At 66.4% G+C, this 13,404-nt stretch carries 12 protein-coding genes; 6 read left to right on the top strand and 6 right to left on the bottom strand.

Translation table 11 applies throughout. The annotated features are described in order from the left end of the window. Nucleotides 1-85 precede the first annotated feature (85 nt). Entirely contained in the window at nucleotides 86-1,513 is a 1,428-nt protein-coding gene (locus AOZ06_RS51220; RefSeq protein ID WP_054296006.1) for a purine-cytosine permease family protein, read from the top strand. 10 nt (nucleotides 1,514-1,523) lie between these two features. Further along, the gene (locus tag AOZ06_RS51215; RefSeq protein ID WP_054296005.1) at nucleotides 1,524-2,477 is read left to right on the top strand and encodes a nucleoside hydrolase; all 954 of its coding nucleotides are present in this window, start codon (nucleotides 1,524-1,526) and stop codon (nucleotides 2,475-2,477) included. A gap of 729 nt (nucleotides 2,478-3,206) precedes the next feature. Here AOZ06_RS51215 and AOZ06_RS51210 read toward each other — a convergent pair. The 3 genes from AOZ06_RS51210 to AOZ06_RS51200 form a co-directional block, all read right to left on the bottom strand. Beyond that, on the bottom strand, nucleotides 3,207-5,495 hold the full coding sequence (locus tag AOZ06_RS51210; RefSeq protein ID WP_054296004.1) for an ATP-binding protein: 2,289 nt from the start codon (nucleotides 5,493-5,495) through the stop codon (nucleotides 3,207-3,209). 100 nt (nucleotides 5,496-5,595) lie between these two features. Beyond that, entirely contained in the window at nucleotides 5,596-6,066 is a 471-nt protein-coding gene (locus tag AOZ06_RS51205; protein WP_054296003.1) for a SixA phosphatase family protein, read from the bottom strand. Continuing rightward, nucleotides 6,063-7,256 carry an endonuclease/exonuclease/phosphatase family protein gene (locus AOZ06_RS51200; protein ID WP_054296002.1) on the bottom strand — a complete coding sequence of 398 codons (1,194 nt, stop codon included), beginning with the start codon at nucleotides 7,254-7,256 and terminating at the stop codon, nucleotides 6,063-6,065. Before AOZ06_RS51200 ends, AOZ06_RS51205 begins: the two co-directional genes overlap by 4 nt. Before the next feature lie 197 nt (nucleotides 7,257-7,453). Between AOZ06_RS51200 and AOZ06_RS51195 the strand changes: the two genes are divergently transcribed. Next, entirely contained in the window at nucleotides 7,454-8,788 is a 1,335-nt protein-coding gene (locus AOZ06_RS51195; RefSeq protein ID WP_054296001.1) for a zinc-dependent metalloprotease family protein, read from the top strand. A 545-nt stretch (nucleotides 8,789-9,333) separates the two neighbouring features. Here the strand turns inward: AOZ06_RS51195 and AOZ06_RS51190 are convergent. Next, nucleotides 9,334-9,972: a methyltransferase domain-containing protein gene (locus AOZ06_RS51190; protein WP_054296000.1), complete on the bottom strand. Its 639-nt coding sequence runs from the start codon at nucleotides 9,970-9,972 to the stop codon at nucleotides 9,334-9,336. A gap of 163 nt (nucleotides 9,973-10,135) precedes the next feature. Between AOZ06_RS51190 and AOZ06_RS51185 the strand changes: the two genes are divergently transcribed. Continuing rightward, entirely contained in the window at nucleotides 10,136-10,549 is a 414-nt protein-coding gene (locus AOZ06_RS51185) for a nitroreductase family deazaflavin-dependent oxidoreductase (RefSeq protein ID WP_054295999.1), read from the top strand. A 2-nt stretch (nucleotides 10,550-10,551) separates the two neighbouring features. On the opposite strand, the gene AOZ06_RS51180 is transcribed toward AOZ06_RS51185, so the two are convergent. After that, nucleotides 10,552-11,238 carry a hypothetical protein gene (locus tag AOZ06_RS51180; protein ID WP_054295998.1) on the bottom strand — a complete coding sequence of 229 codons (687 nt, stop codon included), beginning with the start codon at nucleotides 11,236-11,238 and terminating at the stop codon, nucleotides 10,552-10,554. A gap of 124 nt (nucleotides 11,239-11,362) precedes the next feature. Here AOZ06_RS51180 and AOZ06_RS51175 point away from each other — a divergent pair, with 124 nt between their 5' ends. Together AOZ06_RS51175 and AOZ06_RS51170 are read left to right on the top strand one after the other, a co-directional pair. Next, a complete protein-coding gene (locus tag AOZ06_RS51175) occupies nucleotides 11,363-12,403 on the top strand; it encodes a sensor histidine kinase (protein ID WP_169799096.1) in 1,041 nt (346 codons plus the stop codon). Continuing rightward, on the top strand, nucleotides 12,400-13,041 hold the full coding sequence (locus AOZ06_RS51170) for a response regulator (RefSeq protein WP_054295996.1): 642 nt from the start codon (nucleotides 12,400-12,402) through the stop codon (nucleotides 13,039-13,041). Before AOZ06_RS51175 ends, AOZ06_RS51170 begins: the two co-directional genes overlap by 4 nt. On the opposite strand, the gene AOZ06_RS51165 is transcribed toward AOZ06_RS51170, so the two are convergent. After that, nucleotides 13,007-13,375 carry a MerR family transcriptional regulator gene (locus AOZ06_RS51165; protein WP_054295995.1) on the bottom strand — a complete coding sequence of 123 codons (369 nt, stop codon included), beginning with the start codon at nucleotides 13,373-13,375 and terminating at the stop codon, nucleotides 13,007-13,009. The two genes, AOZ06_RS51170 and AOZ06_RS51165, sit on opposite strands and share 35 nt — an antisense overlap. Nucleotides 13,376-13,404 lie beyond the last annotated feature (29 nt).

Raw genomic sequence — 13,404 nt, 5'->3', positions numbered from 1 at the left:
GCTGGGGCAGCTGTTTGCAGGGGTGACTTGTCGACTCTTTTGGGAGACACCTCCGCGTCACCCCAAAAGAGCAGGGAGGGTGCCTGTGGCCGGGACCGCGCGGCGCAGCTGGCAGGTCGAGCGCAAAGGCATCGACTGGGTCGGCGAGACCGAGCGCCACGGCAGACCGGCTGGCCTGTTCTGGCCGTGGACAGCGGCGAATTTCAGCTTCTTCACCGTCGCTTACGGCGTCTTCGTGGTGGGTCTCGGCCTGAATCCGTGGCAGGGCGCCCTCGCGGTCGCCGTCGGGCTGGCCGTTTCCTACCCGGTGGTCGGATTGGTCGCGCGCGCCGGGACCAGGGGCGGCGCGCCGACCATGACGCTCAGCCGGGCGGCCTTCGGGCACCACGGGAACAAATTACCGACATTCTTCGTGTACTTGTCGTTGGTCGGCTGGGAGACCGTCAGCGTCACCCTGGGTGCACTGGCGACCCGCACGATCCTCGAGCGGATCAGCCCGGGACTGGGCGCGACCCCGATGCTGGTGCTCGGCTTCCTGGTCACGGCGGCGCTGGTCATGCTGATCGCGATCTACGGCTACGACGTGATCCTGCGCGTGCAGAAGTGGATCACCATCGCGGTCGCCGCCGCGGTGGCGGGCTACTTCGTGATCATCATCCCGGACCTCGACTTCACCGGCGGAACAGAAGCGGGCGGCGTGGCGCTGGTGATCGGCGGTGTCTCGCTGGTGATCGCCAACGGCATCGGCTGGACACCGGGCGGAGCCGACTACAGCCGCTACACCACGGGCTCACCGAAATCCGTGATCTGGTGGACCACGATCGGCGGCGCGAGCGCGCCGGCCGTGCTGATGCTCTTCGGCGTGCTGCTGACAGCAGGCAAGCCGGATCTCGCGGCCGCGGCGGCGATCGACCCGATCGGCGCGTTCGCGGTGACGCTGCCGACCTGGTTCCTGATCCCGTTCCTGCTGGCCACGATGCTCAGCGTGATCGCGGGAGCGGTGTTCAACCTGTACAGCTCAGGGCTGAACCTGCTGGCACTCGGGCTGAGAACGCCCAGATGGGCGGCGGTGGCGATCGACGGCGTGCTGATGGTGATCGGCGGTGCCTACCTGCTGTTCTTCGCGCAGAGCTTCCTGGCGCCCGTGCAGTCGTTCCTGATCGTCATCGGCGTGGTCACGGCCTCATGGTCGGCGATCTTCGTGACGGACATGTTCCTGCACCGCCGCGACGGCTACTCGAAGGACGCGCTGTACGACCCTTCGGGCCACTACGGCGCGGTCAACCCGGCGGGCGTGGTGTCCATAGTGGTCGCGATCGTGGTAGGCCTCGGCCTGGTCACGTCGCAGGACGAGAACATCCGCGCGATCCTCGGCTACCTCCTCACCGAAGGCGCGAAGGCGGGCAGCGTCGGCGCGAGCAACATAGGCGTGGTCGTGGCATTCGTGACAGGCGCTGCGCTGTACGGGTTGCTCAGCACAACATTGCTGCGTCCAAGACGCCGTTCTGGTTGAGTCGGCACTTGTGCGCATCATCCTCGACACAGACCCGGGCATAGACGACTCGTTGGCGATCCTGTTCCTCGCAGCACAAGAGAACATGGAAATCGTCGCGGTGGGCAGCGTGCACGGCAACGTGCCCGCCCCGACAGCGGCGGACAACGCGTTACAGGTCCTCGACCTGGCAGGCCTGACCGAGGTGCCGGTGGCGATCGGAGCAGCCCGCCCCCTGGCCCAGGAACTGCGAACGACGGAGTTCGTGCACGGCGCGGACGGACTCGGCGGCCAGGCAGGAAAACCACCGGCAAGAAAACCGGAGAAGATCTCAGCAGCGGAACAAATCGTCCACCTGGCAAGGGAAAACCCGGGAGAGCTGACACTGCTGGCACTGGGGCCGTTGACGAACGTGGCGCTGGCGCTGCTGCTGGAACCGCGGCTGCCGCACCTGCTGAAGTCGGTGATGATCCTAGGCGGCGCGCTGGGAGTGCCGGGAAACGTGACCCCGAACGCGGAAGCGAACATCTGGCACGACCCAGAAGCAGCGGACCTGGTCTTCGAAGCGGGATTCGAAAACCTGACCCTGGTAGGCCTCGACGTGACGGAAACAGCGAAAGCAGACGAAGCCTGGCTGACAGCACTGGCGGAAATCCCAACCCCGAAAGCGCAATTCGCAACAGCACTGCTGAAGCACTACGCGGACTTCTACTCGAGGATGTCCGGCTACCGAACCTGCACGATCCACGACCCACTGGCAGCCGCGTTGCTCCAAGACCCAACCATGGCGGAGTACAAGGAAGTCGTGGTGTCGGTAGAACTACGCGGAACCCACACCAGAGGCCAACTGATATCGGACTGGAGAAGAATAGCCGACGACACGAACATCAAAAGCCAAGCAGGACAAGGGAGAAAGCCAATACGCGCAGCGGTGTCGGTGAACACGAACGCCTACCTGACCAGACTGTCCAACGCGTTGCGCTAGTAAGCCCTCCTGACAGACGTGGCCAGGAGCCCGAGAAGAACGCCGGTCCGGTCTGCGAAACTGACCCACGGCGCCGCCGAGGGTGCGCCCGTCCAGCACAACCCATCGCACAACCGGCCCACGACGGCTTTATGCAAGCTGAGCGAGAGCGAGACCCAGCTCGCGATGGTTCGCATGCAAGAGCAGGGATCGCCCAGCCGGTCGAGCGATAGCAGCCCACACGCCAGCGCGGAGCGTTGCCTTCCCGGCTGTGCAAGCGACAGCCCAACCCCGAGCGGCGAGCGCGCATGCGCGGTAGAGGGCTTCGGGGGTGCTCCTGCCCGTCGGCCTGGGCTACGCCAACCACGGTCTGTCAGGAGGTCCGCCACGCGAAGCAACATCAAGCGAAAGCCAAACAGACCTCTTGACAGTCCGTGGTTCCCTCCGGGCAGGAGCACCCACGCCCAAAAAAACCAAGATCCCGAACGCCAGACAGGAAGAACACCAAACACAAGGTTCCTGCCCAGAGGTCTGCCTCCCGGCGAGGGACCAGGCTTGTTCGTGCAAAAACCAAGCCAAAACCCAAAAACCAAAAACCAAAAACCAAAGAAGCCCTAACACCTATACATACAGTCCCCCACCCAACCCGGGGGGCGTCCCTGCTCCAGTCTACAAGGGGAACAGCAGGTCAAGGATGCTACCGGCCAGTTGTGGATAGACAGATTCGACGAAAGTGCCATCGGTACGAAATCACCCGACGATACGAGGAGTGGAAGCGAGAGAAGCGCGAACATCCTCAGCCCGAGGATCGTCGAGGTCAGTGAAAATAGCCAACGCGTCATGCCAAGACTCGCGAGCGGCCTCGGCCTCACCCGTGTCCAGCAGAACACGGCCCCTGCTGTGCAGGGTCTCAGCCTCACCCCACCGATCACCGATCTCCCGCCGAGTGGCAAGAGCCTCCTCGAAGTTCGCCAGCGCCTCGTCCGGCCGCCGCAACCTCGCGTACAGGTCGCCGAGCTTCACCAGCGTGTATCCCTCGCCGTGCCGGTCGGCGATGTCCCGGAAGATCCGCAGCGCCTGGTTCAGTTCGTTCAGGGCTTCGTCGAGTCGTCCGAGTTCACGCAGCGCGTTGCCCAACGATGCCCTGGCGATTCCTTGTCCTTGCTTGTTCGCCATCATCAGTTGGGCGTTGTCCGCGTGTTCGCGTTCGACGTCCGCGCGGATCCGCAGGGCTTCTGTCAGCGATGCCGTCGCCGTCGCGAACTGGCGCAGGTCGCCGTCGACGAAACCCATCGCCGTCAGTGTCCACGCCAGACCCACCTGGTCGTCGATCTGCTTGCGGATCTCCATCGCCTGGGCGAGGGATTCCTTGGCGTCCTTGAACCTGCGGAGTTCACGGAAGCCGTGCGCGATGTTGTTCAACGCCCACGCCTCGCCGAACCGGTCGCCCAGGCGGCGGGCGCCTGCGACGCCGAGTTCGTGTGCGCTGATCCACGGGCTCCAGCGCTTGCGCAGGAACACGAAGTTGAAGTTGCACACCGGGATTTTCCAGGCGATCGCGTCCTCGCCGTATTCGAGTGCGAGCCGGGGCGCGGCGATCAGGTTCGCCATTTCCGCCTCGCACCAGGCCAGTGCTTCGTCGTATGACGCGAACTCCAGCTCCGGCAGGGAGAACGGGCAGTCCTCGGGCGGGGGTTCGAACCGCTGCGGGGAGAGCACGTGGTTGGCCGAGTAGCACGTCTGCAGATACCAGTGCAGAACCCGCTGCACCGCCAGGTTTCTGGACTCCTGCGGCTCTTCCTCCAGCGCGCGCTCGGCGGCGTACACGCGCAACAGGTCGTGACACCGGTAGCGTCCGCCGCCCAATCCCTGTACCAGGTGCACGCCGACCAGACGGTCCAGCAAACGCCGGGCGTGTGCCACGGTCACGTCAGCCATCGCGGCGGCGGCGTGCACGCTCAGGTGCGGGCCGCGGTGCAGGCCGATCAGCCGGAACATCCGTGCGGATTCGCCGGACAAGTCCCGGTAGGACCACGAGAACACTGTCCGGACCGCGACCGAGTCGTCGTCTGTGGACAGTACGTCGAGCCGTTCTTCTTCCGCGCCGAGTTCGTCGGCCAGTTCGTCCACCGAGTGGTGCGGGTGGGTCGCGACTCGTTCGGCCGCGATGCGCAGCGCCAACGGCAGGTGCCCGCACCGGCGGGCCAGTCCCGCTGTGGCTTCCGGTTCGTCGTCCGCGCGGTCGTTGCCGATCACTGTGCGCAGCAACAGGATCGACTCGTCTTCGGTCAACGGGCCGAGCGTGATCCGCTGGTCCTGCCTGATCGGCAGGCCGGACAGGCGCATCCGGCTCGTCACGATCACGCCGCAGCCCGCCGAGCCGGGCAGCAGGTGCTCGATCTGACGGGAGTCGCGGGCGTTGTCGAGCACGAGCAGGATCCGGCTGCCGTCGAGCAACGACCGGTACAGCGCCGCGCGCTGGCTGGTGGACGCGGGGATCGCCGCGGCGCTCGTACCCAGCGCGACCAGGAACTCCTCGAGGACGACGTCCGGCAGCGACGGCTGGCCGTCCGGGGAGTAGCCGTGCAGGTCCACGTACAGCTGCCCGTCCGGGAACCGGTCCTTCACCTGGTGGGCCAGCCGCAACGCCAACGCTGTTTTGCCGACCCCGGGCGGGCCGTCGACGGCGACTGTCCACGGCGCACCGGGCATGTCACCCGACAGGGCGAGGTCCAATTGGCTCAGGTGGTGGTCACGGCCGACGAACGTGGCCGCGGCGGCGGGCAGCTGGGCCAACCGGGGCAGGCCTTCCGAGGTCGCCAGCGCGACCAGTTGGCCGCCCGCTTCGAGCACCTGGTCGCAGCGCCTGGCGAGTTCGCTGGTCGGCGGCTTGTCGCCGGTCTCGACCTTGCCGATGTACCCGCGCGTGTAGTTGACCAGCTCGGCGAGTTTCTGCAAGGACAGCCCGCGCCGCGTGCGCAGCCTGCGCAGCTCACGCCCGAACGGTGAGCTGTCATCCCCCAGCTTCACCTGCGGCATGTGTCCGAACCCAATCGCGTCGACGCCCGACCACGAGGATTTCAGGGTTCCCGCTACCAGAACAAACCCGGGTGATCAGCGTCGCTCGATCGGAGTAGTGCTAGCCCCGTGGCGTCACCGTCGTGACCAGCTCGCCCCACCCGGACCCGACGTCCGACCACGGCGAATCGCTGCGCAGCACGGCGAGCGTCGACGTCTTGAACGTCACCGCCGTCCCGGTCAGGTGTTCGGCGAGATCCTCCATGTCCGGGTTGTGCCCGACCACCAGGGCCGAGGTGACCTGGGCGGGCAGGTCACGGACCACTTCGACGAGCGGACCGTAGTAGATCTTGGCGTGGTGGCGGACCTCCGGCCGCGTGGCCAGTTCGGCTGAGACCAGCTCCCACGTCTGCCGGGCGCGTACCGCGGTCGAACACGCCACGAACCGCAGGTCAGGCACGTTCTCGGCCAGCCAGCGACCGGCCAGCGGGGCTTCCCGCACGCCGCGGTCGCCCAGCGGCCGCTCGAGGTCCGGTACACCGTCGGGCCACGCCGACTTGGCGTGCCGCAGCAGGGTGAGAGTCCTCGTCACCAAGCCAAAACTAGCAGGGTCAGTCCGACCAAGTGGTGATCCGACGTGTCGTTCAGCCGGGCCAGCGGCGAGCCCTTGAGCGGCCAGAACACCTCGGAGTGCAGCGGGATCAGGCCGTGCGACGGCAGCACGTAGTCGACACGCAGGTTGCCGGGCGCGTTGTCATTGAAGTCGCCGGTGTCGTAACGCGGGTTCGCGCGCTGCGTCAGGTTCGCGCCGCCCTGCTCCTTGGCCGCCTCGACCGCGCCGCGGCTGCTCGGCTTGGTGTCGATCACCCGTCCCGAGCCGAGGACCTGGGTAATCGCGCCCGGCGCGCTGTCACCGTCGACCGGGTCTGAGTTCTGGTCGCCGGCGATCACGAACTTCACGCCGCGCTCAAGGCCGCCGCGCTTGCCCTTGTCGTCGTAGAGGTAGCCGGCTTTGCCCGTGATGTAGTCGGCCCACAGACGGATCTCGTCGTGGTTACGCGTGCCGTTGCGGTCTTCGGGGCCGTCGAAGGACGGTGGCGTCGGGTGCGAGACGAGGAAGTGCAGTGCCTGACGACCGACCCGCAACGGCAGGTCCCAGTGTGATTTGGACGACAGCCGGAACACCTCGAGCTGCTGCGGCGAGTACCAGTCCGCCCTGGCCGGGGTCGCCGGGTCGTCCGGCAGCTTCGCGCCCGGCATGTCCTTCCACCGGAAGTTCTGGAACGTCCGCACCCCGCCGAGGTCGATCGGGTACTTCGACAGCACGAGCATGCCGTACTGACCTGGGAAAAGACCGAATCCGTACGCGTCGTCCGGCCCGTCGGAGCGGCCGTCGCGGTTGAAGTCCAGCCCGCTCGGCACGCCGGTGTTCACAGGCGCGGTGAAGGCGTACGGATAGTCGATGGCCCTGGCGCCGTTCTGGCCACGCCGCAGGTAGTTGGCCCGGAACAGGTCAGCCGCCTTGTTGCCCGGCACGTAGTCGAACTCGTTGACGAGGAGCACGTCCGGCCGGTCACGCTGGATCACCTCGGCGACCTTGCGCGCCTGTGCGTTGTCCGGAGTCGACAGGTCGGCGACCAACTGCCCGGTGGCCGAGCGGTTGAGCGAGGCGTTGAACGTCGAGAACCGGATCTTCGCAGGTCCGACGCTGGATTGGGCCGTCGCGGGCTGGGCCGTCACGAGGCCGAGCAGGGCACACGAGAGCAACACACGGATTCGCACGAGACATGACTCTGCCACGTCTGAGCCACCAGATCTCCCACGCGAAGGTGAACACTCGCCTACTCCGTCCGGGGGATAAAAACACCGTTTGCCGGTAGTCAGGTAGACCGATTGTTTGTAGGTTGGCCGCGAATGAACCCATTCGGGTTAACTCGAAGGAGCTGTCTCGGTTGTCTACCCCTGCAAGGGCAACCGGTGTGACTGCTGCTGTCGCAGCCGCCGCGCTGGTCATGCTCATCCCCGCTCCCGCGCAGTCCGCACCGGAAGCACAGTCCGACGAGCCCCGCTCGCTCGGCGCCGTCTCACCGTTGGTCCTGTCCCTGGTCAACGGCCTCTCGCCGGAGAAGGTGCTGCGGATGGCGAAGGGCGACCACTTCCAGGTCGACCGCGACGGCCGGATCAGATCAGTCGAGCCCAAGAACGCCCCCAAGGCACAGGACGCAGAAACCACCGCGCTGGACGTGCCGCCCGGCACCGACGTGTTCAAGCTGCACAGCCGCACGGGCTCCAACCGCACGCTCTACCTCGACTTCAACGGCCACTCGGTGCAGGGCACCGCGTGGAACGGCGGCGCCAAGATCGACGCGCCGCCCTACGACTCCGACGGCAACCCGTCGTCCTTCAACGAAGCCGAACGAGCCAAGATCTACGAAGCATTCCTGTCGGTGTCCGAGGACTACCGCGCCTTCGACGTCGACGTGACGACCGAGGAACCCACGGAGGACAGGATCACGAGGTCCGGCACCTCCGACGAGGTCTACGGAACCCGCGCGGTGATCACCCCGAAGGACGTCACCAACTGCCGCTGCGGCGGCCAGGCGTACATCGGCACGTTCGACGAGGCCAACAGGCACGCGAACTACCAGCCCGCGTGGGCATACGCGGACGGCGGTTACGACGGCAAGTCGATCGCCGAGATCGTCTCCCACGAAACCGGCCACAACCTCGGCCTCGGCCACGACGGCCAGACGACAGGCGTGGAGTACTACGGCGGCCACACGAACTGGGCGCCGATCATGGGCGTCGGCTACAGCCAACCGGTGACCCAGTGGAGCCGAGGCGAGTACACGAACGCCAACAACACCGAGGACGACCTCGCAGTCATCCCCGCCAACGGCGCACCGACCCTCGCAGACGACTTCCCGAACGACCCAGCCTCAGCAGCGGCACTCACCAACAACCAGCCCACCACCGGCATCATCACCACAGACACCGACGTGGACGCCTTCGCCATCCAGCACGGCGGAGGAACACTGACCGCGAAAGCAGCCCCCGCGATCTTCGCTCCGAACCTGGACATCGAACTCACGGTCCGAGACGCGAACGGCAACGTCATCGCGACAATCGACCCACCAGTCCAGCGCGTGTCAGCCAACGTGGCGAACGGCCTCGACGCCACCTTCTCCCGGAACCTCCCAGCCGGCCGCTACACATTCCAAGTAGAAGGAACAGGCGCGGGAAACCCAACCTCAAACGGCTACTCCGGCTACGCAACCCTCGGCCAATTCACCCTGACCGTGAACGCAGCCTGACAAACCGAGAACTGGGCAGGGCACACCACAAGCACCCTGCCCAGTTCGCATCACACCAGCAGGGAAACCACCCACGCGTACCAACCCGCAGCCGCCCAAGCGACAAGCGCAAACCAACCCCGAGCGGCGAGCGCGCAAGAGGGCTTCGGGGGTGCTCCTGCCCGTCGGGTTGGGCTACGCCGACCACGGCCTGTCAGGAGGTCCGCCTCCCCAGAGCAACACCCAGCGAAAGCGATACGGACGTCTTGACAGTCCGTGGTTCCCTCCGGGCAGGCCGTCGGGCAGGAGCGCCCACGCCCAAACACACCAAGGATCCCGAGCGCAGGACAGGAAGAACACCAAACACAAGGCTCCTGCCCAGAGGTCAGCCTCCCGGCGAGTGACCATCTTGTTCCGTGCAAAAAACAACAACGAAACGCCCTAGCACCTATACATACAGTCCCCCACCCAACCCGGGGGGCGTCCCTGCTCCAGTCTAACGGGGTAACGGCAGGTCAAGCGGGTTACCGGCCAGTTGTGGACAACAAGATTCGCGAAAGGTTACTTCACCTCAACACGAAAACCTTGGTCAAACCGAACGGCGTCCCAGCGGTGCGGCGTTTGGCGTGAACGAGTTCGCGGACCAGAGTCGCGCGGCCCGTGCCGAGGATGGCGCGTTCCTCCACCGGGTTGTAGTAGACGATCTTGATCTGCCTCGGGTTTCGGTCGAGCGTCGCCACCAGGCGCTCGATCACGGTGGTGAACACCGGCCCTTGGAACGGGTTGTTGAAGAACACCACGCTCACGTCGTCCGGGATCTCGAAGTCCAGCACGTCCGTGCGCACCAGCCGGATGTCGCGGCACTGCAGGCGCTGGCGCGTCCGCTTGACGTTGTCCTCGGCTATCTCGTGCAGGTCGGTGGACAGTTCCACGCCGTAGACGCGGCCGAAGGGGAAGCGGGCCGCTTCGAGCACCATGCGGCCCATGCCCGAGCCGAAGTCGATGAACACGTCGCGCTGGGTGATCTCCTTGCGCGCCAGTGTTCTGCGCAGGGTCCGCCAGCTCGCGGCCACGTAGTAGCCGCGGCCCTCTCCTGCTATCCCGAGCTTGTCCAGTTCGATCAGCTCCGCCGTGCGGACGCCGTATCTCTTCTCGTATGCCAGCTGGCCAAGTGTTCTGCGGAGCCGTGCGTAGGTGGTCTTCATGGCTCGCTTCCGGTCGGGGGCTGTACCCGATTAGTCCGTTTTCGCCTACCTCGGTGTTACCGGCCTTGTGAACCCGGTACCCCGCAAGGACTGCCAGGGGGAACAATTGGCAGAATCGTGACGTTCTCGTCCGAGAAGGCTAGAGGATGAAAGGTACTTTCCGATGTCTGACTTCAACACCCAGGTGATCGAGGAGTTCCGTGCCAACGGCGGCAAGGTCGGCGGCATGTTCGAGGGAGCGCCGATGATCATCCTGACCACGACCGGTGCCAGGAGCGGCAACTCCGTCACCAACCCGTTGATGTACCTGCCGGACGGCGACCGGATCGTGATCATCGCGTCCAACGGCGGCGCCGACAACCACCCCGCCTGGTACTACAACATCAAGGCCAACCCCGAGATCACCATCGAGATTGGTACGGAGAAGTACCAGGCGACGGCCGAGGAGGTGGCCGACCGCGCCGAGCGCGACGCCCTCTACGCCCGGATGGTCGAGATCGCCGAGGGCTTCGCGGAGTACGAGCGCAAGACCGACCGCCTCATCCCGGTGTTCGCCGTGAACCGCAAGGAATCCTGACCTCACCCCATGGTGCTGAGGAACGCGAGCCCGGCTACGCCCAGCGTCGCCGGGATCGCGATCAGCACTGTGCGGCGGCTCAGCCGAGGAGCCTCCCGCAGCCACTTGATCCCGAGCGGCACCAACGCGACGCACAGTCCGACGGTCCCGGCGATCGAGACCAGCTCGGTGCCCTTGAGCACGCCCAACGGCAGCAAACCCATGGTGGCCAAGGCGATCGCACGGACCAGCCCCAGCGTCCGGTAGGCGCCGACGGCCAGCACGTACCAGCCGAACATGATCGTGAACGACAGGAACGTGAACAGGTGCTGGTCGGTGTAGAAGTTCGCGACGAACGTGTTCGCCGCCTCCAGCCCCGAATGCCGCAGCACGCTGAACGCCGCGTGATCCACCCCGGAGTGGAACGTCCGCTCGATCAGGCCGACGAGCACCAGGACGCCGCCCCACGCGCCCCACACCCCGCCGATCGCCCTGGCCAGCCCGGCCACAGCGGCCACCATCAGCACGTTCCCGGCGGTGAACGCGGTGTAGGCGGCGTTCATCAGCACCGGGTGGTCGGCGGCCGCCGCCAGCTGGTCGGGGAAGAAGAAGTTGTACGGCGACCGCAGCAGTGTGCCGGTGAGCAGCAGCAGCGGCCCGAGAACCATCGCGACACCGCACACCCGGCGGCTGGGGAACTCATTTGTCATAGCGAAGACAGTGCCAATCAGCGGCCCGCCGGGAATCGGACCGCTGTGGACAGTTGCCGCTCCGCCCTCGGTCCGGTGCCGCGACGATCCGTCATACCTGGGGATGACCCGCTACCGTGCAGCCGTGGCCTGGGTCCGTGAAGTGCTGATCGCAGCGTTGCTGCTCGCCGTGGACATCGGCGTCGGAGGCAACGTCCTCAAGGACGAGCCGGGCGATCGCCTGCTCCTGTCGATCGTCGTCGCGTCGCTGCTCGCGCTCGCCGTCGTCGTGCGGCGGCTGTGGCCGGTGGTCACGCTCGTGGTCGTCGTCGTGGTGTCACTCGTCGCGGCTTTCCTTGGGCTGCTTTGGGATCCGTTCATCGCGGTGGCCCTTGTCAGCTATCCCGTGGTGCTCCGGCGCGCGGAACGGTTCGTCGTCCCAGGCCTGGTGGCAGTGGTGCTCGCCGCCGTTTTCAGCCAGTGGTGGTACGTCATCGGCGTTGCGCTGATCCTCGCCGCGTGGGCGTTGGGCTACAACGTCCGCGAACGGCGCGCCCAGGCCGAAGAGCTGGAACGGCAACGCCGCCACCAGATCGCGGTGGACGAACGCTTGAGGATCGCTCGGGAACTGCACGACGTCGTCAGCCACGGAATGGGCCTGATCGCCGTCAAAGCGGGCATCGCCAACCACATCGCCGACGCCCAGCCGGGCGCGGCACGGGAGGCGCTGAAGGTCATCGAGGCCACCAGCAAGGAGGCGCTCGCCGAGATCCGCACACTGCTCGGCCTGCTGCGGCAGGACTCCGCGCCGTCGCTGCGTGACCTCACCGAGGTCGTCGGCCGGGCGGAATCGGCGGGTGTCGACGTGGACATGACTATTGGCGACTGCGATCACCTACCGGAACCAGTCGTGCTGGCGGCCTACCGGATCGTGCAGGAAGCCGTCACGAACGTGGTCAAACACGCCGCTCCGACGCGCTGCGTGGTGACCGTCCGGGCCGACGCCCACCGCGTGACCATCTCGGTGGTCAACGACGGCGCTGTCACGGCGACCGCACCCGGTGGCCACGGATTGGTCGGAATGCGGGAACGGGTCGAGCTGCACAACGGCGAGTTCACCGCAGGGCCACGACCGGATGGCGGGTTCGCCGTCCACGCCACGCTGCGGCTCGGTGACCAGCGGTGATCCGGGTCCTCGTGGTCGACGACCAAGCCCTGCTGCGCGGCAGCTTCCGCGCGCTGGTCGACACCGAACCGGGCATGACGGTCGTCGGCGAGGCCTCGACCGGCAAGGAAGCCGTCGCGCAGGCCGCGGCCGTGCAACCGGACGTGGTGCTGATGGACGTCCAGATGCCCGACATGGACGGAATCGAGGCCACACAACGGATCTGCGCCGCCCAACCAGCTGTCCGCGTACTGATCCTGACCATGTTCGACCTGGACGCACACGTCTACGGCGCACTGCGAGCGGGCGCCGCCGGGTTCCTGCTCAAGGACACCCAGCCCGCCGAGCTGTGCAACGCGATCCGCGTGGTCGCGGCGGGCGATGGCCTCTTCGGCCCCACCGTCACCCGCAGGCTGATCACCGAGTTCGCCCGCGTGCCGCAACCGTTGTCCCGTCAGCTGGAAGTGCTGACCGAGCGGGAACGCGAGGTGCTGACGCTGATCGCCCGTGGCCTGTCCAATCAGGACCTGGCACGTGACCTGCACCTGTCCATGGCGACGGTGAAGACGTACGTCGGCCGTCTGCTCACCAAACTCGACGCCCGGGACCGCGCCCAGCTGGTGATCATCGCCTACGAGTCGGGGCTGATTCCCAGGTAGAACGCGTCAGCAGGTCGGCGAGGGCGGTCCGGGCGGCCTGCAACGACGAGATCCGGTCGTCCATGCCCTTGAGGTGACTGGCCAGTGTCGGCGCCGCGCAGTGCCGCAACGTCAGGCCCGGTCCTTCGACGCACGGCAGCAGGTCGCGGATGGCGCTGGTGGACAGACCCGCGGCGAGCAGGTCACGGATGTGCCGGACTTGATCCGCCGCGTCACGGCCGTACACGCGGTGACCGCTGGTGGTGCGGTACGGCGTGATCAGGCCTTGTTCCTCGTAGTAGCGCAGCAGGCGCGTGCTGATGCCGGTCGCCCGTGCGAGATCCCCGATCTTCATGTGACCCCCATCGCCTTGAAGTTCACATC

It is taken from the genome of Kibdelosporangium phytohabitans, from assembly GCF_001302585.1.
Classification (GTDB): Bacteria; Actinomycetota; Actinomycetes; order Mycobacteriales; family Pseudonocardiaceae; genus Kibdelosporangium; species Kibdelosporangium phytohabitans.
This window is presented reverse-complemented; position numbering and strand designations above follow the sequence as displayed.

Excerpts from the sequence above, each read along its gene's own strand:
- AOZ06_RS51190 (WP_054296000.1), bottom strand. The coding sequence starts at position 9,972 with ATGAAGACCACCTACGCACGGCTCCGCAGAACACTTGGCCAGCTGGCA.
- AOZ06_RS51180 (WP_054295998.1), bottom strand. The coding sequence starts at position 11,238 with ATGACAAATGAGTTCCCCAGCCGCCGGGTGTGCGGTGTCGCGATGGTT.
- AOZ06_RS51165 (WP_054295995.1), bottom strand. The coding sequence starts at position 13,375 with ATGAAGATCGGGGATCTCGCACGGGCGACCGGCATCAGCACGCGCCTG.
- AOZ06_RS51210 (WP_054296004.1), bottom strand. The coding sequence starts at position 5,495 with ATGCCGCAGGTGAAGCTGGGGGATGACAGCTCACCGTTCGGGCGTGAG.
- AOZ06_RS51185 (WP_054295999.1), top strand. The coding sequence starts at position 10,136 with ATGTCTGACTTCAACACCCAGGTGATCGAGGAGTTCCGTGCCAACGGC.